This is a genomic window from Spirochaeta thermophila DSM 6578 (genome assembly GCF_000184345.1).
Classification (GTDB): Bacteria; Spirochaetota; Spirochaetia; order Winmispirales; family Winmispiraceae; genus Winmispira; species Winmispira thermophila.
In genome coordinates this window covers 1,989,562-2,008,586 of the sequence record NC_017583.1, presented here as the reverse complement: position 1 = coordinate 2,008,586, position 19,025 = coordinate 1,989,562, and the positions used below count along the sequence as shown (strand labels likewise).

The window sequence follows — 19,025 nt, the reverse complement described above, 5'->3', positions numbered from 1 at the left end:
TATGCGGGTAGAGTACATCAACCCCTTTGTCGAGTCTGCGTACTATGTACTCAAAGAGGTCCTGGGTGGCGAGGTGCGGAGGGGGGAGCTCTTCCTTAAGTCGACGACCATGCCGGTCCTTGGGGTGGCGGCGGTGGTGGGCCTCGCCGGTGACGTGGAGGGGCGGGTATTGTTCGATATGTCGAAGGAGACCGCGCTCAAAGTTGCTTCGGTGATGAACGGGGAGGAACTCACCAAGCTCGATGAACTGGTGAAGGCCACCATCACCGAGCTCGCCAACATGATCACCGCCCAGGCGGTGACGAAGCTCCATGAATTGGGATTTCGATTCGATCTGACTCCCCCGGCCATCTTCACAGGGGACAACATGGAGGTGACGGATCCCGAGGTGGAGGCGCTCATCGTGCCCATGGAGGTGCCTCAGGGAAAGGTGGAGATAAACGTGGCAATCCGGGAGCGGAGGGCTGTATGAAGACCAAAGCGGATTTTCCCAGTATCAACGAGCGGCGGCCTGAAGGGATCAAGGAGAACGGGGAACCGTATCGCGTGCTGGTGGTGGATGATTCCATGTTTGTCACCAAGCAGATAAGTCAGATCCTCGCCTCCGAGGGGTTCGAGATCATCGCCACGGCGGGGGACGGCGAGGAGGCCGTCGAGAAGTACAAGGAACTCTATCCGAAGGTGGACTTGGTGACCATGGATATCACCATGCCGAAGATGGACGGCGTAACGGCCCTTGAAAAAATCATGGAATTCGACAAGAATGCCCGTGTCGTCATGATAAGCGCGCTGGGGAAACAGGACCTCGTCAAGAAGTCCTTGCTTCTCGGCGCAAAAAATTATATAGTGAAACCGCTCGACAGGAAGAAGGTCCTCGAGCGTATCATCATGGCCCTGAAACGCTGATGGGCGGTTAGCTCAGTTGGTTAGAGCACTTGCTTGACATGCAAGGGGTCGGTGGTTCGAATCCACTACCGCCCAAGATAAATAGAAACCCCGCAAAGAAGTGCGGGGTTTTGTTTTTTGTGTATACGATTCTTGCATCAGGTCATGCGGACTCACATGCCTCTGGAAGGGGACGTGGGGTCTCCTCAATGGCTTACAGGAAACTATAAAAAAAGCCGGGATTCTCCCGGCTTCTGCTGTGCTTTGCCCTGTACTCAGGGGGTGAACTCGCTTCCCTTGGCCATGAGCACCTTGCCGGTACGCATGCTCTCCAGGATGCCGTAGGGCTGGAAGACCCTGAGGATTGTATCGATCCTCTCGGGATCGCCCACCGCCTGTAGGATGATCTTGTCCTCCGTGAGGTTGAGGATCTCGCATCCGAGGGCCTCGCCGGCTTGGAGAATGTCCGTTCTGACCTCGGCGGGACAGTTGACCTTGATGAGGGCGAGTTCCCTCTGGATGATGTCCTCCCCGGTGCGATCGCTCGCATGGACTACGTCTACCAGCTTGTTGAGCTGCTTGATGATCTGTTCCAGCCCCTTGCGTTCACCGGTGGCCACGATGTTCATCACCGAGAAGTCTGGATTGGTGGCCGATTCGGAGACCACGAGGCTGTCGATGTTGTAACCCCGCCGCGCGAATACGAGGGCGATCCGGATGAGGACTCCCGGTTTGTTCGCCACGTAGAGGCTTATCGCGTGACGCTCGCTGGCCTGATTCCTGCCGTTGTTGTTCGTGATGATCTGTTCCTGTGCCATATCACCTGCTCCTTACGGGTCTCTTGAGTCGTCTTCGAGGTGGTTCGAGGATCATTTCGCTGATGGCGGCGCCGGCCGGAATCATGGGGAAGACGTTCTCCTCTTTCTCCACCTCTGCGTCGATGAGGCAAGGGCCGTCGTTGTAGGAGAGTGCCTGCTCGACCACCCGCCTCACGTCGCCCGGCCTTCGCAGACGGAAGGCCTTGCACCCGAAGCTCCGGGCGAGCTTCACGAAGTCGGGGCTGCCTTCGAGATCCACGCCGGAGAGCCGGTTCTCGTAGAAGAGGTGTTGCCACTGACGCACCATACCGAGATACCGGTTGTTGATCACCACGATCTTTATGGGGAGCCTGTGGATCACCGCGGTGGCGAGTTCGAAGAAGGTCATCTGGAAGCCTCCATCACCCACGATGGCCACGACCGTCTCGTCGGGGCGGGCGAACTGTGCTCCTATGGCCGCGGGCAGGCCGAAGCCCATGGTTCCGGCTCCTCCGGAGGAGATCCAGTTCCGGGGGGAGTCCACCTTGTAGTACTGGGCCGCCCACATCTGGTGCTGTCCCACGTCGGTCACCACCACGGCCTTTCCTCCCGTCTGCCGGTAGAGTTCCTCTATCACGTGCTGGGCCTTGAGTTTGCCCTCTTTCCGATACTTGAGTGGATACTGGCGTTTCCACCGGTTGATCTGTTTGAGCCAGTCCGTGGTGTCTCCTCGTCTGCTGATCCCGGCGAGGGCCTCCACCACGTGGCGCGCGTCGCCCACGATGCCCACATCGACCTTGATGATCTTGTTGATCTCGGCCGGATCGATGTCGATGTGGATCTTCTTGGCGTTCACGCAGAATCGGGAGACGTCTCCGGTGATGCGGTCGTCCCACCTGGAGCCGATGGAGACGATGAGGTCGCAGTTGTCCACGGCCATGTTGGCGTATGCCGTCCCGTGCATACCGAGCATCCCGAGACTGAGCTCGTGTGTCTCGGGGAAGGCCCCTTTGCCGAGCAGAGTGGTGGTCACAGGGATCTGGAGTTTCTCCGCAAGGTGGCGCACTGCCTTCTCGGCTCCGGAGATGATGGCGCCGTGACCCACGAGGAGCACGGGGCGTTTGGCTTCGTGGAGGAGCCGTGCGGCTTCCTCTATCTTTTCCGTGTCGCCTTCAACCTGGACTTTGTACCCCTCGAGATGGAACTCCTCGTCGTAGTCGGGTTCTATGAGGGAGTTGGAGATGTCCTTGGGGATGTCGATGAGGATCGGGCCGGGTCTTCCCGTGGTGGCGAGGTGGAAGGCCTCGCGGACGATACGGGGGAGTTCCTTGGGGTCTTTCACGAGGTACGAGTGTTTCACGATGGGGTAGGTGATTCCCGAGACATCGGCTTCCTGGAAGGCGTCGAGTCCCAGGTTGTTGCGCGTCTGCTGCCCGGTGATGACGACGACCGGAGAGGAGTCCATGTAGGCGGTGAAGATGCCGGTGACGGTGTTGGTGGCCCCGGGGCCGGAGGTGACCAGTACCACCGCCGCTTTGCCGCTCGCCCTGGCATACCCGTCCGCCATGTGGGTGGCTCCTTGTTCGTGACGGGTGAGGATGAACTTGATGCCGGAGTCGACCAGGGCGTCATAGAGTGGAATGGCGGCTCCACCGGGGATGCCGAAGATGTACTCCACTCCCTGTCGATGGATGAGGTCGATGACCACTTCTGCACCTTTTTTCTGCTGACCTGTCATATGCTTGTCCTTTGCTCCGGTATGATATAGATTACAGAATATACCTGATTCTGATATGTGTCAAGAAAAGAGGAGGATATGGTGGCTTTTTTTGTGCAGATTTCCGACCTTCTCGTGCTCTTGGTGGTTTTTTCGCTCATCGTCATCGCCTACCTGTTTCTAAAAAATATTACGATTTCCATTTTGGTAGGCATGGTGGGTATGATACTGTTCTACGGCATACCGATCGAGGATTTCTTTCTTTCGTTCCTGCCGGGGAGGGCCTTCACGCTCCCGATGCTCTTCTTCTTCCTCGTCATCATAGGGGTGATGGCCCTTTCGTCTCTATTGAAAGAAGCGGGGCTCGTGGATTCCGTGGTTCGGATCGTGGAGAGACGCGTGCGGTATCCCTGGAGCCTCGCGGTGTTTCCCGCCGTGGTGGGGTTGCTGCCCATGCCGGGAGGGGCCATCTTCTCTGCGCCCATGGTAGCCCGTGCGGACAGATCGGAGAGGCTCTCCGGTGCCCAGCGTGCGGTGGTGAACTACTGGTTCAGGCATCTCTGGGAGTACTGGCTGCCGCTCTATCCGGGTGTGCTCCTGGCCGTGGAGCTCTCCGGGATGAGTACGCTCTCGTTCATGAGAAACCACGCGGTCTTCATGGTGCTCGCCCTGGTGGTGGGATATGTGGTCTACCTGAGGTCGGTGATCAGTGCGGAAGGAGGGCAGAGGTCGGGAGAAGATGACGAGGCCCGGGATGGGTTGCGTGCGCCGTTTCTCGAGATCGGGATCGTGTTGGGGGTGTATGTCCTCGGGAGCGTCCTGTTCCCCGGGGTCAGGGGAGGACGGTATCTGTGGTTGGCGCTGGGGGTGTGGTCGGCGATCGCGGTGCTCCTCGTGAGGACGGGTATCCCCGGTGGGAAGGTGCGGGGGGTGTTTTTCGGGAAGCGGTTGTGGAGTCTCGTGCTTCTGGTGATGCTCATCAGGGTCTACGGTTTCCTGTTCGAGTTTCCCGCGGACGGGGGGACTCTGGCCGAGCGGATCGCCGGCTCGCTCTCGGGGGCGGGGATTCCCCCGGTGGTCGTCCTGGTGTTCCTTCCGTTCATTGCGGGATTGGTTCTGGGGATCGCCGTGGGATTCGTGGGGGTGAGCTTCCCGGTGGTGATGGGGCTCCTTTCCGGTATGGGGGTTGAGCGGGTGGGGCCGTATGTGATGCTCGCCTATGTGGCGGGGTACATCGGAATGATGCTCTCGCCTCTCCACGTGTGTTTCGTGGTGAGTAGTGAGTACTTCGAGTCACACCTCTTCCGGAATATGCGGTTGCTCGCCGTGCCGCTTTTCGTGATCGCCGCGGGGGCGGGTGGATATTTCTTCGTCCTCAAGGCGCTTGGATGGTGAACGGTGTGAGCATACGTTCCTCTTCCGGGGAGGGGGGGCGGACGGTGAGGATGTGGACGTTGAAGATGAGGGTCTTTCCCGCGAGGGGGTGGTTGAAGTCGAGGGTGAGGCCCTTGTCGGAAACCGAGACCACGGTGGCGGGGACGATGCCTTGTTTGGTGTTGACGGCGATGAGTGCTCCTTTCTTGAGTGTCGTCCGATCCATCTCGGGGAGTTCATCCCACGAGAATGTCTGGACGGCCTTCTCGTGACGGGAGCCGTAGCCTTTCCCGGGCGGGACGACCACGGTGCGCTCTTCGCCTGCGTGCATTCCCATGATGCCTTCTTCCAGGCCGGGGATGAGCATGCCTCTCCCGATGATGACGGTCAGGGGGGCCGTTTCGGGGGCGTGGGCGAACTGGGTGCCGTCGGGAAAGGTGCCGGTGTAGGCGAGCTGGACGAGCATGCCGCTTTCCACGCTGTAGGTGGGTTCCGGGGGTGTCTCGGGGCTCTCGGATGTGGTGGTCCGACAGCCGGTGGTGATGAGCGCGATGAGGGCCGCGAGAGTGAGGGCGTGCTTGTTCATGTGACCTCCCTTCTTCCAACATCGGCAGTATAACATGTGTCGAGAAGGGGATAAACGGGATGAATGCGGTCCTTGCATAAAGGGAGGGCGATCCGTAGTATGCTGAACCTGGAGGTGTGCATGGGAGATGTGTCGTTGTGGCAGGATCTGTATGGTCGGGCGAGAGGTGCGATAGAGGGGGTGCTGGAGGAGGGTGAGGAGATGGCGCGGCGTGTGGTGTCCGGGACGGGGCGGTGGGGGGAGGATGCGGTGGAGCGTCTCTTCGGGTTTGTGCGGAGGGGGAAGTTGGTGCGGGGGGCGCTCGTGTGGGCAGGGGCGAGGGTGTGTGGTGGGGCACCGGAGGAGTGGTGTGCCCGGGTGGGGGCGGCGCTGGAGCTCTTCCAGTCGGGGCTCCTGGTGCACGACGATGTGATGGACAGGGACAGGGTGAGACGCGGTGGTCCTTCGATGTTCGCACAATACGAGGGGCGGGCGGATGAGGAGGGGGTGCGTGAGGCACGGAGGGTGGGGGAGGCGCTCGCGGTGTGTGTGGGGGATGTGGCGTTTTTCCTGGGGTTCGGGTTGCTCGCCGGGGTGGGGAGGGGGGCGGCGATGCGGGACGCGCTCCTGCGGTGCGTGGCCGAGGAGTACGCGCGGGTGGGGGTGGCGCAGATGGACGATGTGTGGTACGGGGCGACGGGCGGGGGGGTGAGTCTCGACGATGTGCTGCGGGTGTACCGCTACAAGACGGGGCGCTACACCTTCTCGGTGCCGCTCTCGCTGGGGGCGCTGCTCGCAGGGGCGGACGAGGGGGTGCGGGGGGCGCTCGAGGAGGTGGGGGAGCTCCTGGGGGTGGTGTTCCAGATACGGGACGATGAGCTGGGGTTGTTCGGGAGCGAGGAGGAGATAGGGAAGCCTGCGGGGAGCGATGTGCGGGAGGGGAAGCGGACAGTGTTCTGGGTGCTCCTGCGGGAGCGGCTCGAGGGGGAGGAGCGGCGGCGGTTGGATGGGGTCTGGGGAGGGGAGGTGGGGGAGGAGGAGCTCGGATGGGTGCGGAGGATGGTGGAGGAGCGGGGGGTGCGGGAGGAGGTGGGGCGCCTGGTGGAGGGGTATGTGCGGCGGGTGGAGGAGCGGATGGCGGGGCTGGGCGTGGGGGAGGAGGGGAGGAGGTTGCTCGAGGAGCTCGCGGTGTTCAATCTGACCAGGAGGGCGTAGTCCCGTAGTGGGTGAGGAGGTAGGTGCGGATCGCGTGTTCCTGGCTGGGGGGGGAGGAGGAGGAGGAGACGAGCTGGATGCGGGTGGCCCGGCGGAGGTGGGGGTGCAGGGCTGGAAGGTCGTCCACCGAGGTGATGAACCAGGTGGCGGGGTTGTGCGCCTTGAGCCGCTCGTAGAGCTTGGTGGCGTTGGAGGATGAGGGATCGCCTATCACGAGGGTGAGGTCCACCTGGTCCTGGAGTACGAGGGCGGCCTCTTCCCTGTGGGTGGTGATGGGGCAGATGGAGTTGTGGACGGCGAGGGTGTGACGGGGGAGGTGGGTGCGGGCTGAGGTGGTGAGGGCCTCGAAGAGGGAGTGGGGGGCGGTGGTCTGGGAGACGAGGAGCACGGGTTGCGGGGGGTGCAGGGGGTGGGTGGGGTCTTCCTTCACGTCTCGAAAGAACGACTCGATCTCCTCGCTCGTCTCCAGCACCCACACCTTCCGGGCGTAGCTCACGAGTCCCTGTACTTCCGGATGTTTCCTCTTGCCGCTTATGAGTACGGCGTATCCGGCTCGGTCATGGTCGAGGATGACCTTCTGGAGGGCCTTGACCTTGAAGCAGGTGAGGTCGGTGACACGAAATCGTTCCCTGAGGCGCTCCTCCACCTCCCGTGGGATACCGTGTGTCCTGATGACCACATGGGCCCCCTCGGGGATGTCCTCTATACGTGAGACGGTATGGATGCGCCGTCGTTCGAGTTCCTCGATGAAGTGGTGGTTGTGGATGAGCTCGCCGAGGACGTAGAGCGGTTCATCCGTGCCGTTGCGGAGTGCAAGGAGTGCATCTTCCGCCTTCTTCACGCCCGGGCAGAATCCCGAAAATCGGGGGGCGAGTATCTCCATGAGAACTCCTCGTCACCGGACCGTGAGCCGCGAGGCCACTTGTTCAAGGAAGTACCGGTGGATGTACGGATCGTCGGTGAGTTCCGGATGGAAGGTGGCGGCCAGGATGTGTCCCCGGCGCACCAGGATGGGAAGGTCTTCGAACCAGGCGAGCACCTCGACTCCGGGTCCCACCGCGCGGATGATGGGCGCCCTGATGAAGACCGCCCGATAGGGCTGGTCCCTGAGGGAGGGGATGAGCACGTCGGTCTCGAAGCTCTCCTTCTGCCTGCCGTAGGCATTCCTCTCTATCGCGATATCGAGGACTCCGAGCCGGGGCTGGTCGGGATACCCGATGATCTCTCGGGCGAGGAGAATGGCGCCCGCACAGGTCCCGAACACGGGAAGGCCCTCCCTTATGCGGGCCGAGAGGGCCTCGAGCATGCCGAAACGGACGAGGAGCCCCCCCATGGTGGTGCTCTCACCGCCGGGTATCACCAGCGAGGCGCAGTCTTCGAGGTCTTCCATCGAGCGGACGATCCTCGTCTCCACTCCCAAGGAGGTGAGCATACGCTGATGCAGGGCGAAGTCGCCCTGCAGTCCCAGTATCCCTACCCTCATCCCTCACCAGCCTCGCTGTGCGAGCTGTCTGCCCTCTTCGATGGTGCGCACCTCGATCCCGTGCATGGGCTCGCCCAACCCCCGGGAGATCTCGGCGAGCTTCTTCGGGTCGTTGTAGTAGGTGACGGCCTCCACGATGGCCTTGGCCCGTTTGGCAGGATTCTCCGACTTGAAGATCCCGGAGCCCACGAAGACGGCCTCGGCCCCGAGCTGCATCATGAGCGCGGCATCGGCCGGGGTGGCGATGCCTCCGGCGGAGAAGTTGGGTACCGGGAGCTTGCCGGTCTTCGCCACCTCGTGCAGCACGTCGAACGGAGCGCCCAGACGCTTCGCTTCGGTCATGAGCTGTTCGTCGCTCAAGGTGGTGAGCCTGCGTATCCCGTTCATCACCGCGCGCATGTGTCGAACCGCCTCCACCACGTCGCCCGTGCCGGCCTCTCCCTTGGTACGGATCATGGCCGCACCCTCGCCTATCCGCCTGAGGGCCTCGCCCAGATCGCGGCACCCACACACGAACGGCACCTTGAAATCGTGCTTCCAGATGTGGTGCTCCTCGTCTGCAGGGGTGAGCACCTCGCTCTCGTCGATGAAGTCGACCCCCAGGGCCTCCAGGATCTGTGCCTCGACGAAGTGTCCTATGCGGCACTTCGCCATCACCGGGATGGAGACCGCCTCCTGGATCCGGATGATGATCTCGGGATCGGACATGCGCGCCACCCCACCGTGGGCGCGGATATCTGCAGGCACCCTCTCGAGCGCCATCACCGCCGCAGCTCCTGCATCCTCCGCGATACGCGCCTGCTCCGGCGTCACCACATCCATGATGACCCCGCCTTTGAGCATCTCGGCGAGCCCCACCTTGGTGCGCCAGGTCGCAGTCTGACGTTCGGACCACAGCTTCTCGCTCATAGCCTTCCCTCTCCGGATGGTATCATGGAAAACAATATGCCAATCGATCCCTGAGCGTCAAGGTAAGACAAAGGGGCTGAGGGCCGGCGGCGGCCTTTTCTCATCGTTGTCCTTGTGCTATAACCAAAAGAGATGAGGGAGCGGGAGGAACACATACGACGCATCCTCGACGAGGTGAGGGAACGGTGCGTGAAAGCGGGGAGGCGGCCGGAGGAGGTGCGGGTGATGGCCGTCACCAAGCTCCACGGCCCTGAGGCGATTGCAGACGCCTACCGTGCGGGCATCAGGCTCTTCGGCGAGAACAGGCTCCAGGAGGCCGCCTCCAAGCGAGAGGCCTTTCCCCCCGATGCCGAGCTCCACCTCATCGGCCACCTCCAGCGCAACAAGGCCAGGAAGGCGGTGGAGCTCTTCTCCTGCATCCACTCGGTCGATCGCATCCCCCTCATCGAGGCCCTGGAGAAGGCGTGGGGGGATCGGGAAGGGAGGCTCCCTGTGCTCGTCGAGGTGAACCTCTCAGGGGAGGAGACCAAGTACGGGTTCCGCACCGAGGAAGAGGTGGCCCAGGCCCTCGAGCGCCTCGCCGCAAGTCCCGCCCTCGAGGTGCGGGGCTTCATGACCATGGCGCCCTACACCGACGACGAGAGGGTGATCCGGGCCGTGTTCGGGGGCCTGCGCGAGCTGGCCTCTCGTATGCAGAAGGCCTTCCCCTCGCTCCCCCTCGCCGAACTCTCCATGGGCATGAGCAACGACTATCCCATCGCGATCGAGGAGGGGAGCACCATCCTCCGCCTGGGTACGGTGCTCTTCGGGGAGCGTGCCCCGTGAGAGCCCGCCTCACCTCCCTCCTCGTCCTCCTCGCCCTCCCCCTCGCCCCCCTCTCCCCCGAGGCCACCCCCCCGCCCTACGAACCCTACCGGCCCGAGGAGTTCCCCACCTGGGCGCACACCATCCGCCGGTTCGAGATCATCTCACTGGGCATCTTCCCCTTTGCCCTCCTGTTCACCAACCTCGGGTACTCCCTCTACCGCTACGCCACCCACGACTGGGATCCCCGCTACGCCCCCGCCCCCTTCACCCAGCCCGGCGGCGAGCCACTCTCCGACGAGGAGCACCTCCGCATCTACCTCATCGCCGGCGGCATCTCGCTCGCGGCCGCCTTCATCGACGCCCTCATCGTGGCTCGCCGCCGCTCCTCCCGGCCCGCCGCCCCGGCCCCCACCCCCGCCCCCCAGGCCTCTCACCCCCTCCTTCCCCTCCGGCCCGCCCCCCTTCACGCCGCACCCTCCCCCTTCGCTACCTACCCCGCATCCGGGGAGGCCCATGACTGACCCCACCCCCTTCTCCCTCCACGTCCCCCCCCACCTCGACGGACTCCGTCTCGACCAGGCCCTCGCCGAACTCCTCGGCATCACCCGCAGCCAGGTCAAGCAGCGCATCGCCGATCTTGCCCTCGACGGTCGGCCCGCCAAACCCTCCCAGCGCGTCCACGCCGGCGCCCGCATCGCCGGCACCCTCCTCCCCGAAGCCCCACCCGATCTCACCCCCGAACCCGTTCCCTTCACCGTCCTCTACGAAGACCCGCACTGCCTCGTTATCGACAAACCCCAGGGCCTCGTGGTACACCCCGGGGCGGGCAACCCCACCGGCACCCTCGTCCACGGCCTCCTCCACTACTCGCACGAACTCGCCACCCGCGCCTCTTCGGACGACCTCGACGACGAAGAACGCCTGCGCATCGGCATTGTCCACCGCCTCGACAAAGACACCTCGGGCGTCCTCGTGGTGGCCAAAGACCCCGCCACCCACCACTTCCTCGCCACACAGTTCAAGGAAAAGGAGACGAAGAAACTCTACCTCGCCGTACTCAAAGGCACCCCCCCCGCCCGGGAAGGAGAGATCGAAGGCCACCTCGCCCGTGACCCTGTGCACCGCAAGAAGTTCACCCTCCTCTCGAGGCCGGACCGGGGCAAGTACTCCCACACCCGCTACCGCCTCCTCGCCGCCTTCGGCACCCACTCCTTCGTCGCCCTCTACCCCACCACCGGCCGCACCCACCAGCTCCGCGTCCACACCGCCGCGCTCGGCTGCCCCATCCTCGGCGACCCCCTCTACGCCCGCCCCGACCCCCGCTTCCCCGACGCCACCCTCATGCTCCACGCCTATCTCCTCACCATCCGCATACCCGGGAGGGGCCTCCTCACCTTCAGGGCCCCGCTTCCTCACCGTTTCAAAACGGTACTCCGGTCCCTCGCCCGGGCGTCAGACGGAGATCCACGTTGAACGCCGCCTCGGTGCGAACCGTGGTGGGGGGGCCGTGCCCCGGAAACACGATGTAGTGCTCCGGAAGCGCGAGCAGCTTCTGGTTGAGGTAGGCGATGAGGAGCGCCTTCCCCTGAGGATTCACCGGACTTCCCACCTTCCCCGAGGTGAGGGCATCGCCCGTGAACACGTACGGCCCCATCACATACGCCACCGAGTCCCGCGAGTGACCGGGAAGGGAGAGCACCCTCACCTCCACCCACCCCAGATCGAGCCGCCGCCCCTCGTGCACCATCTCGCACAGCACCCCATCGAGGTGCGGCGTATTCGCGTACACCGTGGCGTCGTAGATCCTGAGAATCGTCTTGATCCCCTGGTAGTGGTTGCGGTGGCCGTGGGTGACCAGCACGTGCCGGACGTAGTAGCCGTGATCTTCCACCAGGTTGAGGAGGTACTCGTCGAAGCACCCCGGATCCACCAGGATCGCATCTCCCCCTTCCTCGGGACCCACCAGGTACGTGTTGGAGAACCCCGGGAGCGAGAAGTGGGCGAAGACTTTCACAGCGGCGTCTCCTCCTTCGGCTCGAAGTAGGCATCCTCGTCGTTGGAGTAGGGGAACGACACCTCCTCCAACGAGGCCCCGATGAAGTACGTACGCTTCAGGTTGCAGTCGTAGAAACGCATCTTCCTGAGCGAGCTCAGCATGAAGCGTGAGTGGTAGAGATCGCAGCTCTTGAACTCGCTCTCCTCGAAGATGCTGCCGTTGAAATTGGAGGTGAGTACATCAGACTCCTCCAGCGTACATCCCACCACACGCGACCCCGCAAAACTGCAGAAGTTCGTATCCAGGCCGGTGAAGGTCACCCCCTCGAAGACACTCCCGTCCAGGAAACAGAGTCTAAGCAGGAGCTTCTCCACCCTGGTGGTCGAGAGACGACATCCGGAGAGATTGCAGGCATACAGCCGCTTCCCCGAGAGCGGAAGCCCCGAAAGGTCCATGCCCGAGAGCGAGAGATCGGTGATCCGCTCCTGCCGGGTGAGCATCTCACGTATCCGGGAGGCGAACGCATCCTGTTCATCGGCCGTAAGATGGGAGAAACACCGATCGTACCCCGAGACGGCAAAACCCGGACATCCCTCATGTGCACACGGCGTAGGGACGAACATGTACACAGGATACTTTATTTCCGTGGATTTTACAATTAGAATACACACCATGAGGTGTCATGCCTGCGGGGCGCCCATCGAGGTGGAGAAGGTGTACCGCTCCACGCTCTGCCCCTCCTGTGGCAAGGAGGCACGGGTCTGCCTCAACTGTAGATTCTACGATCCCAACGCCCACTGGGAGTGCAGGGAGACCATCCCCGAACGGGTCGCCGAGAAGGACAGGGCCAATTTCTGCGACTACTTCACACCGAGGGAAGAGGACCATGCAGGAGACAGGAACGCGGAGGAACGAAGAAGAGCTCGCAAAGCGCTTGAAGACCTCTTTGGATGACCCGTGCCGGCCGGTGCTCTTCCTGGATTCTGGGATAGGCGGTATCCCCTACCTTCTGTGGGCCCTCAATCACATCGAGGGCGAGGAGTTCGTCTATGTCGCCGACAGGGCCCACTTCCCCTACGGCCCCAGATCCCACGAAGAGCTCGAGGCCATCCTCGTGGACCTCGTGGCCGGCCTGCTTCGCCGGTTCAGGCCGAAGCTCGTGGTCCTCGCGTGCAACACCGCCTCGGTGGTGGGTCTGCCCGCCCTGCGTGCCCGGTACGCGATCCCCTTCGTGGGCGTGGTGCCCGCCATCAAACCTGCCGCCTCCCTCACCCGTACAGGCGTCGTAGGACTCCTTGCGACCGAGCGCACCTTGCGGGATTTCTACACCGATGAGCTCATCGCCACCTATGCGAACGGTGCGCGAGTGGTGAAGGTCCCTTCCCCGCACATCGTGGAGTTTGTGGAACACCGCTTCATCGACGCCTCCGGAGAGGAACGCCGCACCGCAGTCCGGGAGGCGGTGGACCGCTGTGTGGCCCAGGGCGCCGACACCATCGTGCTCGGCTGCACCCACTTCGTGTTCCTCGAAGCCCAGATCCGCTCCCTCGCAGGGGAGCACGTGCAGGTGATAGACTCCCGGGAAGGAGTGGGCCGGAGGCTCGGCCACCTTCTCTCGTACCTCCCCTGTGGGAGGAGGGGCCCCTCTACCGCCTCGTTCTACCTCACCGGACGGACCCCACCCGAGGGTCGGTATCTCAGGTTCACCCGGCACTACGGACTCTCCTTTGGAGGTGTGCTCGAATGAGAAGAGGCCTGGTGCTCATGGGCATCAACAACATCTTCACCGTAGAGGAGGAAGGCACGGGCGCCCTCTACGAGTGCCGTATAAAAGGAAAAGTCCTCGAGGATGCCGTAGGAGACTACAACCCCCTCGCCCCCGGCGACCGGGTGGAGTTCGAGGAAGACCCCATCGAGGAGCACAAGGGCTCCATCGAGCGCAGGCTCGAACGGAAGAACGCCTTTGTTCGCTACAACCTCAAGCGCAAAGCCCCTCAGACGCTGGCTGCCAACGTGGACCTGCTGGTGTGCCTCACGAGCCCAGACCAGCCGCCCTTCAGACCGCGCTTCATCGACCGGGTCCTCGTGGCCGCAGAGCTTGTGGAAGGTGCTGAAGCCCTCGTCCTTCTCAATAAAAAGGACCTCGGGGTCCCGCCCGAGGTGGCGCGTCGCCTCTCGCTCTATGCCGACATCGGCTACCATGTGCGGATGATCTCGGTGAAAACCGGCGAGGGCATTGCCGACCTGGTGGCCTTCTTTCAAGGAAAAACCGTGGTGCTCGTGGGGCAATCGGGGGTGGGCAAGTCGTCGCTCCTCAACACCCTCGTGCCCGGCGCAGGCCAGCGGGTGGGGGAGATCTCGCGCAAGTACAACCGTGGCTCGCACGTCACCAACTACTCACGCCTCTTCCATGCCCGGGGCTTCGAGGTGATCGATACCCCGGGGGTGCGTGAGTTCGTGCCCTACGGGACCTCCTCCCGTGATGTGGGGTGGTGCTTCCGCGAATTCGAGCCCTATGCCAAGGAGTGTGCCTATCCCTCGTGCCAGCACATGGACGAGCCCGACTGCGCGGTGAAAGAGGCGGTGATGAAAGGTCGCATCGACCCCGAGCGCTACGAGAGCTACCTCAGGCTGCGGGAGGAGCTCGAGCTCCTCGAGCAGGAGGAGTACGGGTGAGAGGCCGGACCCCGGCCGCACCCTCCCCATGAGAGGGCGCGCTGCGGACTGCCGTCGGATACTTCGTCGAGGAGAGGCCCGCGATGCTCGCATGGTATACATGGAGACCTGTGGATGGGATCCCGTCCCACCGGCTTCCCGACACCCCTTCGGTCTACCGTCTCCGCCTGGTGGATGGGACCGGACGACCTGTCCCCATTCCCCGCTTCCTCGGCATCGATGAAGAGGGCATCCTCCACGTAGGAAGGGCACGGAGCATAAGGAGACGGCTCCTGAGGTTCCATGAGGCCCTGCGTCGCAGAAGGGCCCGTCATGCCGAGGGAAAGCTCGCTTTTTTCCTTCTAAAAAATGTGGAGGCCTTTGCCCGTCGCATCGAGGAGGGTGAGTGGGCGATCCAGTACACCTACGTGTGCCTCACCTCGCCCTCTGAGGCCAAGCGGCAGGAGGAATGGCTCCTCAAGTGCTACTTCAAGCGGTACGGCGAGCTTCCCCCCCTCAACCGGGAGCTTCCCCACGGTATGGTCCGCTGGCAGGACCTTTCCTGTGAGGGGGAGGAGAGAGCACAATAAAGAATCTGCCACGTCCCAGGGGCTCGTAGAGCGGATGACTTCCGGTTGTATATCAGAAAGAAATACGCTAGGTTTAATAACGTGGGCGTGCCACATATCGTAGCCTGATAGTTCTCGACACAAGGAGGGAGATGAGGGAATGTGGATGCGAAGAGGACTGCTTTTGTTGTTTGTGTGGATGGTGGGTCACCTGTGGGCATCCGATGTCCGTATTTCTATTTTCCCCTTTCAGAGCGACTACCGGCTCTCAAAGGTGGCGAAGGCCGCCACCTCCTTTGTGGAGACTGCCTTCATCAAGGAGAGTCGGTTTGACGTGATCACGCGCAGGGATATGGAGGCCGTCCTCTCCCAGCAGGAGCTCAGTCTCTCCGATGTGACTGATCCTTCCTCTGCCATACGTCTGGGAAAGGTGCTCACAGCCCAGTATGTGGTGATAGGAGAACTGCAGGCCATTGGCGATGTGGTACTCCTGGCGGCCCGCATGCTCGACGTGGAGACAGGGCGGATGGTGGCCGCAGAGACAGGTACGGCCCGTACCCTGAGCGATCTGGAGAGTGCCTGTACGCTGCTTGCCCGCTCGCTTGCTGCGCAGTTCTTTAAAGAGGCTCTCCCTGGATCAGATACTGCAGAAGGGAAGTCTCTCCTGTTCATCACGAGTGTCCCCACAGGGGCGCGGGTGTACATCAACGGAAAGTACGCAGGCGAGACCCCCTTCAGGGTAGAGCAGGCCGAGCGCCATACCTATCGCGTGAAGATAGAGATGGACGAATACGTACCGTACGAGACAATCGTTCGGGTTCATGAGCCGCGCATCTACCGTGTTGAGGCTTCGCTTGTGCGCGATGAGGCCGGGCTGGTGATAGATGCCGATGTGGGAGCAGACGTGTTTGTGGATGAGAGATTCATGGGGAGTGCGCCGGTGGAGGTGCGGGTTACATCCGGGACACACCGTGTGAGGGTGGAGCGCGAGGGGTATCACGCTGAGACGAAAAAGGTGGAGGTGCAGCCCGGCCAGACCCTGAACCTCTCCTTCAGGCTTAAGGAGAAAAGGCCCCTCTTTGCCGGACTCGAGAGGGAACGTGCGATAGGGGTTTCCTCCGGGTGGGGTACGAGTACCGTCACCCTGGCATCGGCTGTAGATGGTGGAGGCGTGGCGCTTCTTCCCCCGGAGGAGGGCCGTACTGGCTGGTGGGGATCGCTGTCGTTCTATTTCCCCTCTTCGTTTTTCTCGATAGATGCTGAACTTGCTGCAGAACGCATGGTAGGGTATGGCTCACGGCTCGACCTGGTGATGGGCATAGGAAGCCCGGCGGATGGGCCTGATTTTTCGCTTTCCGCTGCGTGGCTTGTGACCGTGCTGTTTCCCAGGGGGTTCGAGAACATGGAGGAGCAGATTCCCGTGGTATGGCCGTGGGGAATGGAGCTCGGTATGTTTATTCCTCTCTCGCGGAACTTCCTCTTTCGGTTTTCGGCCAATACGTTCGATTTTGACTACCTGGAAGCATGGGGACTCAAGCTCATGATGGGAGTGGTGCTGTAGGGAAGCATATGGTCCCCTGCTGTGGGGTGGGATGTGAAAGATGAGAGGTGGTATGTGAGGCACCGGGAGGACGTCCTCCCGGTGTTTTTGTGTGCGGGTGTTGCGGAAGTGTGCGGCTTGCCGTACCATGGGGGCATGGATGCGCGCTCGGTGGAACGGCTTGAGTTTTCTCTCATTCTCGAAGAGGTGGCTTCGTATGCATTGAGCGAGGAGGGAAGACGGAGGCTCGCAGAGCAGGGATTTTTTACCGAGGTTTCCCTTATAGAGGAAGAGCTCTCCCGGGTAGGCGCGTGGCGTACGCTCATCGCGCGGGGTGTGGAGCTTCCCTCTTCATTCCCTGATATTGCCTCTCTTCAGACGATGCTCAGAACTGAGGGCACACGGCTTTCGCTTGAAGATCTGTGCGCCTACATGTTGTGGTTCGAGGCCCTCATGCGCCTCAGGGAGGTGCTCGTCTCCTCTGAGCTTCCTCCGCTCTCAGAGCCGGCGCGTATGCTTCCTGATTTTTCTGGTGAGTATGAGCTTCTCTCGCGCTACATTGCCTTTCCGCCTGAGATACGGGAGGAGAATGTTCCCGAGCTGCGTCAGATTAGACAGCGTATCCTGGGTATTCAGGAGGAGATAGAACGGATTGCGTATCGGTACCTGCATGATCCTTCGTACGAGGGGGTATTCAGGGCTGCGGTGCCTACCCAGCGTGAGGGGCGTACGGTGTTGCCCGTGAACATCAATTTCAGGGGAAGGGTGAGGGGGATCGTGCACGAGGTGTCATCGAGCGGGGCCACGGCCTACATAGAGCCGTTCGAGATCGTGGAGCAGAACAACCTGCTCGTGCAGGAGCAGAACCGCTACCGGGAGGTGGTGGAGCGGCTGCTGGGACAGCTTTCTCAGCGGGTACGGGCCAGGTGGGCCGAGGTGGAGTACGCCCAGGGGGTGCTGGGCGTGCTCGATGCGGCCTATGCCAAGGCGCGCTATGGGGCGGTGCATCGGTGTGTGGCGCCTGCGAGGGGAGAGAGACCGGTGGGGAGGAAGCTGCGGCATCCGCTTCTTGGCGAGAAGGCGGTGCCGGTGGATTTTGCCTATGAGGAGGGGGTGCGAATCTGTGTGCTCTCTGGTGCGAATGCGGGTGGGAAAACGGTCTTCCTCAAGACGCTGGGGCTTGCGGTGCTCATGCACCAGTTCGGTATGGAGGTGCCGGCAGAGGAGGGCACCGTGCTTCCGGTGTGCGACCGGGTGCTGGTGGTGCTGGGCGATGAGCAGTCGCTCCAGAGTGAGCTGTCCACGTTTTCGGCCTACATGAAGCGGGTGGCCGAGGTGCTCCGCGAGGCGGATGAGCGTTCGCTCGTGCTCCTCGATGAGCTGGGTTCTGGCACGGATCCGGAAGAGGGGGGTGCGCTCTCGGTGGCGGTGCTGGAGGAGTTGCGGCGGCGTGGGAGCTGGGTGCTGGTGACCACGCACCAGGCGGCGCTCAAGGCGTACGCGTACGCCACGCCGGGGGTGATGAACGCGAGCGTGAACTTCGACGAGGAGAGCCTCAGGCCGCTCTACACGATCACGCCGGGGGTGCCGGGGGCGAGTTATGCCCTGGCGATCGCCCGGCGGATGGGGGTGCCGGAGGAGGTGTGCCGGAGGGCTGAGGAGTACCTGTCGGGCCGGGGGCAGGAGGTGTCGGTGCTCATCCGCAACCTGCTCGCCCGGGAGCAGGAGCTCGCGCGGCGTGAGGAGGAGGTGGCCCGGCTTAAGGCATCCCTGGAGGAGTGGGAGAAGGCGCTCAGGGAGCGGGAGGAGGCGTGCGCAGTGCGAGAGGCTCAGCTGAGGAAGGAGGGGGTGAGGGATCTGCGGGAGTTCGTGCAGGAGGCGCGGAGACGGGTGGAGGAGGCGGTGCGGGAGGTACGGGAGGGGAGGCGAGAGGCGGAGAGGCGGGCGCGGGAGGTGGTGGCAGGGGTGGAGGAGCGGATCGTCCGGGAGGCGGAGCGGGTGGCGCGGGTGCAAGAGCGGAGGCGGCCTGGGGTGCGGGTGGTTCCGGGGATGCGGGTGCGGCACGTGCGGACAAAGGCGGAGGGGGTGGTGGTGGAGGAGAAGCGGGGGAAGTGGGTGGTGCAGTTTCCCACCATGCGGTTGATGCTGGAGGCTGAGGAGCTCGTGCCGATAGACAGAGGAGAGGGGGAAGAGGGGAGGGGGCCGGAGGTGGTGGTGGAGCGGGAGGCGGTGCGCGGGGTGCCGGTGGTGCTGGATGTGCGTGGCATGCGACTGGAGGAGGCGCGGCGGGCGGTGGAGGAGTGGCTCGACCGGGCGGTGCTGGCGGGGGTGCGGGAGGTGAGTGTGGTGCACGGCACGGGGACGGGGGTGCTCCAGAAGGGGGTGCACGACCTCCTGCGGGCGCACCCTCATGTGGAGCGGTTTCAGTTCGCCCCGCCGGAGCAGGGTGGGTTCGGGCGGACGCTCGTGTGGCTGCGGCAGGGGGAGGGGGGTTGAGCGGGGGAGGGGGGTGG

General features: G+C 63.0%; 21 protein-coding genes and 1 tRNA gene. 14 read left to right on the top strand and 8 right to left on the bottom strand.

From position 1 onward, the window contains the following. The first annotated feature begins 1 nt into the window (after position 1). The 3 genes from SPITH_RS09155 to SPITH_RS09145 all read left to right on the top strand — a co-directional run bounded on the left by SPITH_RS09155 (position 2) and on the right by SPITH_RS09145 (position 981). Entirely contained in the window at positions 2-472 is a 471-nt protein-coding gene (locus tag SPITH_RS09155; RefSeq protein ID WP_014625379.1) for a chemotaxis protein CheX, read from the top strand. Further along, complete coding sequence (locus SPITH_RS09150) at positions 469-906, top strand: response regulator (RefSeq protein ID WP_013314494.1); 438 nt, start codon at positions 469-471, stop codon at positions 904-906. Before SPITH_RS09155 ends, SPITH_RS09150 begins: the two co-directional genes overlap by 4 nt. A 1-nt stretch (position 907) precedes the next feature. Next, positions 908-981 (top strand) — tRNA-Val (locus tag SPITH_RS09145). A 179-nt stretch (positions 982-1,160) separates the two neighbouring features. On the opposite strand, the gene ilvN is transcribed toward SPITH_RS09145, so the two are convergent. Together ilvN and ilvB are read right to left on the bottom strand one after the other, a co-directional pair. After that, a complete protein-coding gene (gene ilvN, locus SPITH_RS09140; protein WP_014625378.1) occupies positions 1,161-1,703 on the bottom strand; it encodes an acetolactate synthase small subunit in 543 nt (180 codons plus the stop codon). Between the two features lies 1 nt (position 1,704). Then, positions 1,705-3,420, bottom strand: a complete 1,716-nt coding sequence (gene ilvB, locus SPITH_RS09135) for a biosynthetic-type acetolactate synthase large subunit (protein WP_014625377.1) — start codon at positions 3,418-3,420, stop codon at positions 1,705-1,707. Between the two features lie 78 nt (positions 3,421-3,498). Here ilvB and SPITH_RS09130 point away from each other — a divergent pair, with 78 nt between their 5' ends. Beyond that, on the top strand, positions 3,499-4,794 hold the full coding sequence (locus tag SPITH_RS09130) for a DUF401 family protein (RefSeq protein ID WP_014625376.1): 1,296 nt from the start codon (positions 3,499-3,501) through the stop codon (positions 4,792-4,794). Here the strand turns inward: SPITH_RS09130 and SPITH_RS09125 are convergent. Then, positions 4,775-5,359, bottom strand: a complete 585-nt coding sequence (locus tag SPITH_RS09125) for an FKBP-type peptidyl-prolyl cis-trans isomerase (protein WP_014625375.1) — start codon at positions 5,357-5,359, stop codon at positions 4,775-4,777. The two genes, SPITH_RS09130 and SPITH_RS09125, sit on opposite strands and share 20 nt — an antisense overlap. A gap of 120 nt (positions 5,360-5,479) precedes the next feature. On the opposite strand from SPITH_RS09125, the gene SPITH_RS09120 reads away from it, so the two are divergent. Further along, complete coding sequence (locus SPITH_RS09120; RefSeq protein WP_014625374.1) at positions 5,480-6,553, top strand: polyprenyl synthetase family protein; 1,074 nt, start codon at positions 5,480-5,482, stop codon at positions 6,551-6,553. On the opposite strand, the gene ispH is transcribed toward SPITH_RS09120, so the two are convergent. Genes ispH through pdxS form a run of 3 tightly spaced genes read right to left on the bottom strand, consistent with a single transcriptional unit; the run spans position 6,531 to position 8,945 of the window. Then, positions 6,531-7,436 carry a 4-hydroxy-3-methylbut-2-enyl diphosphate reductase gene (ispH, locus tag SPITH_RS09115; RefSeq protein WP_014625373.1) on the bottom strand — a complete coding sequence of 302 codons (906 nt, stop codon included), beginning with the start codon at positions 7,434-7,436 and terminating at the stop codon, positions 6,531-6,533. The two genes, SPITH_RS09120 and ispH, sit on opposite strands and share 23 nt — an antisense overlap. 12 nt (positions 7,437-7,448) lie before the next feature. Next, entirely contained in the window at positions 7,449-8,036 is a 588-nt protein-coding gene (gene pdxT, locus SPITH_RS09110; RefSeq protein WP_014625372.1) for a pyridoxal 5'-phosphate synthase glutaminase subunit PdxT, read from the bottom strand. 3 nt (positions 8,037-8,039) lie between these two features. Further along, on the bottom strand, positions 8,040-8,945 hold the full coding sequence (gene pdxS, locus SPITH_RS09105; protein WP_014625371.1) for a pyridoxal 5'-phosphate synthase lyase subunit PdxS: 906 nt from the start codon (positions 8,943-8,945) through the stop codon (positions 8,040-8,042). A 132-nt stretch (positions 8,946-9,077) separates the two neighbouring features. On the opposite strand from pdxS, the gene SPITH_RS09100 reads away from it, so the two are divergent. From SPITH_RS09100 to SPITH_RS09090, 3 genes are read left to right on the top strand one after another with little or no spacing between them, the layout of a single operon-like run. Next, positions 9,078-9,770, top strand: coding sequence for a YggS family pyridoxal phosphate-dependent enzyme (locus tag SPITH_RS09100; protein ID WP_014625370.1), 693 nt, complete (start codon positions 9,078-9,080; stop codon positions 9,768-9,770). After that, complete coding sequence (locus SPITH_RS09095) at positions 9,767-10,273, top strand: hypothetical protein (protein ID WP_014625369.1); 507 nt, start codon at positions 9,767-9,769, stop codon at positions 10,271-10,273. Before SPITH_RS09100 ends, SPITH_RS09095 begins: the two co-directional genes overlap by 4 nt. Continuing rightward, positions 10,266-11,225 carry an RluA family pseudouridine synthase gene (locus tag SPITH_RS09090; RefSeq protein WP_014625368.1) on the top strand — a complete coding sequence of 320 codons (960 nt, stop codon included), beginning with the start codon at positions 10,266-10,268 and terminating at the stop codon, positions 11,223-11,225. The genes SPITH_RS09095 and SPITH_RS09090 overlap by 8 nt, the downstream gene beginning before the upstream one ends. Here the strand turns inward: SPITH_RS09090 and SPITH_RS09085 are convergent. After that, on the bottom strand, positions 11,173-11,766 hold the full coding sequence (locus tag SPITH_RS09085; RefSeq protein WP_014625367.1) for an MBL fold metallo-hydrolase: 594 nt from the start codon (positions 11,764-11,766) through the stop codon (positions 11,173-11,175). The two genes, SPITH_RS09090 and SPITH_RS09085, sit on opposite strands and share 53 nt — an antisense overlap. Next, positions 11,763-12,371 (bottom strand): pentapeptide repeat-containing protein, encoded by a 609-nt coding sequence (locus SPITH_RS09080; RefSeq protein WP_014625366.1) that lies wholly within the window; start codon positions 12,369-12,371, stop codon positions 11,763-11,765. Before SPITH_RS09080 ends, SPITH_RS09085 begins: the two co-directional genes overlap by 4 nt. 49 nt (positions 12,372-12,420) lie before the next feature. Here SPITH_RS09080 and SPITH_RS09075 point away from each other — a divergent pair, with 49 nt between their 5' ends. The 6 genes from SPITH_RS09075 (at position 12,421) to SPITH_RS09050 (ending at position 19,008) form a co-directional block, all read left to right on the top strand. Beyond that, entirely contained in the window at positions 12,421-12,702 is a 282-nt protein-coding gene (locus SPITH_RS09075; RefSeq protein ID WP_014625365.1) for a hypothetical protein, read from the top strand. Continuing rightward, positions 12,635-13,495 carry a glutamate racemase gene (gene murI, locus SPITH_RS09070; protein WP_014625364.1) on the top strand — a complete coding sequence of 287 codons (861 nt, stop codon included), beginning with the start codon at positions 12,635-12,637 and terminating at the stop codon, positions 13,493-13,495. Before SPITH_RS09075 ends, murI begins: the two co-directional genes overlap by 68 nt. Next, on the top strand, positions 13,492-14,424 hold the full coding sequence (rsgA, locus tag SPITH_RS09065; protein WP_014625363.1) for a ribosome small subunit-dependent GTPase A: 933 nt from the start codon (positions 13,492-13,494) through the stop codon (positions 14,422-14,424). Before murI ends, rsgA begins: the two co-directional genes overlap by 4 nt. 83 nt (positions 14,425-14,507) lie before the next feature. Further along, the gene (locus tag SPITH_RS09060) at positions 14,508-14,993 is read left to right on the top strand and encodes a hypothetical protein (RefSeq protein WP_014625362.1); all 486 of its coding nucleotides are present in this window, start codon (positions 14,508-14,510) and stop codon (positions 14,991-14,993) included. Positions 14,994-15,132: 139 nt separating this feature from the next. After that, positions 15,133-16,533 carry a PEGA domain-containing protein gene (locus tag SPITH_RS09055; protein ID WP_081467752.1) on the top strand — a complete coding sequence of 467 codons (1,401 nt, stop codon included), beginning with the start codon at positions 15,133-15,135 and terminating at the stop codon, positions 16,531-16,533. 135 nt (positions 16,534-16,668) lie between these two features. Then, positions 16,669-19,008, top strand: a complete 2,340-nt coding sequence (locus SPITH_RS09050) for an endonuclease MutS2 (RefSeq protein ID WP_245523373.1) — start codon at positions 16,669-16,671, stop codon at positions 19,006-19,008. Positions 19,009-19,025 lie beyond the last annotated feature (17 nt).

Excerpts from the sequence above, each read along its gene's own strand:
- SPITH_RS09125 (WP_014625375.1), bottom strand. The coding sequence starts at position 5,359 with ATGAACAAGCACGCCCTCACTCTCGCGGCCCTCATCGCGCTCATCACC.
- ilvB (WP_014625377.1), bottom strand. The coding sequence starts at position 3,420 with ATGACAGGTCAGCAGAAAAAAGGTGCAGAAGTGGTCATCGACCTCATC.
- ispH (WP_014625373.1), bottom strand. The coding sequence starts at position 7,436 with ATGGAGATACTCGCCCCCCGATTTTCGGGATTCTGCCCGGGCGTGAAG.
- rsgA (WP_014625363.1), top strand. The coding sequence starts at position 13,492 with ATGAGAAGAGGCCTGGTGCTCATGGGCATCAACAACATCTTCACCGTA.
- murI (WP_014625364.1), top strand. The coding sequence starts at position 12,635 with ATGCAGGAGACAGGAACGCGGAGGAACGAAGAAGAGCTCGCAAAGCGC.
- SPITH_RS09055 (WP_081467752.1), top strand. The coding sequence starts at position 15,133 with ATGTGGATGCGAAGAGGACTGCTTTTGTTGTTTGTGTGGATGGTGGGT.
- SPITH_RS09100 (WP_014625370.1), top strand. The coding sequence starts at position 9,078 with ATGAGGGAGCGGGAGGAACACATACGACGCATCCTCGACGAGGTGAGG.
- SPITH_RS09060 (WP_014625362.1), top strand. The coding sequence starts at position 14,508 with ATGCTCGCATGGTATACATGGAGACCTGTGGATGGGATCCCGTCCCAC.
- SPITH_RS09130 (WP_014625376.1), top strand. The coding sequence starts at position 3,499 with ATGGTGGCTTTTTTTGTGCAGATTTCCGACCTTCTCGTGCTCTTGGTG.
- pdxT (WP_014625372.1), bottom strand. The coding sequence starts at position 8,036 with ATGAGGGTAGGGATACTGGGACTGCAGGGCGACTTCGCCCTGCATCAG.
- pdxS (WP_014625371.1), bottom strand. The coding sequence starts at position 8,945 with ATGAGCGAGAAGCTGTGGTCCGAACGTCAGACTGCGACCTGGCGCACC.
- SPITH_RS09150 (WP_013314494.1), top strand. The coding sequence starts at position 469 with ATGAAGACCAAAGCGGATTTTCCCAGTATCAACGAGCGGCGGCCTGAA.
- SPITH_RS09090 (WP_014625368.1), top strand. The coding sequence starts at position 10,266 with ATGACTGACCCCACCCCCTTCTCCCTCCACGTCCCCCCCCACCTCGAC.
- SPITH_RS09080 (WP_014625366.1), bottom strand. The coding sequence starts at position 12,371 with ATGTTCGTCCCTACGCCGTGTGCACATGAGGGATGTCCGGGTTTTGCC.
- SPITH_RS09120 (WP_014625374.1), top strand. The coding sequence starts at position 5,480 with ATGGGAGATGTGTCGTTGTGGCAGGATCTGTATGGTCGGGCGAGAGGT.
- SPITH_RS09075 (WP_014625365.1), top strand. The coding sequence starts at position 12,421 with ATGAGGTGTCATGCCTGCGGGGCGCCCATCGAGGTGGAGAAGGTGTAC.
- SPITH_RS09050 (WP_245523373.1), top strand. The coding sequence starts at position 16,669 with ATGGATGCGCGCTCGGTGGAACGGCTTGAGTTTTCTCTCATTCTCGAA.
- SPITH_RS09155 (WP_014625379.1), top strand. The coding sequence starts at position 2 with ATGCGGGTAGAGTACATCAACCCCTTTGTCGAGTCTGCGTACTATGTA.
- ilvN (WP_014625378.1), bottom strand. The coding sequence starts at position 1,703 with ATGGCACAGGAACAGATCATCACGAACAACAACGGCAGGAATCAGGCC.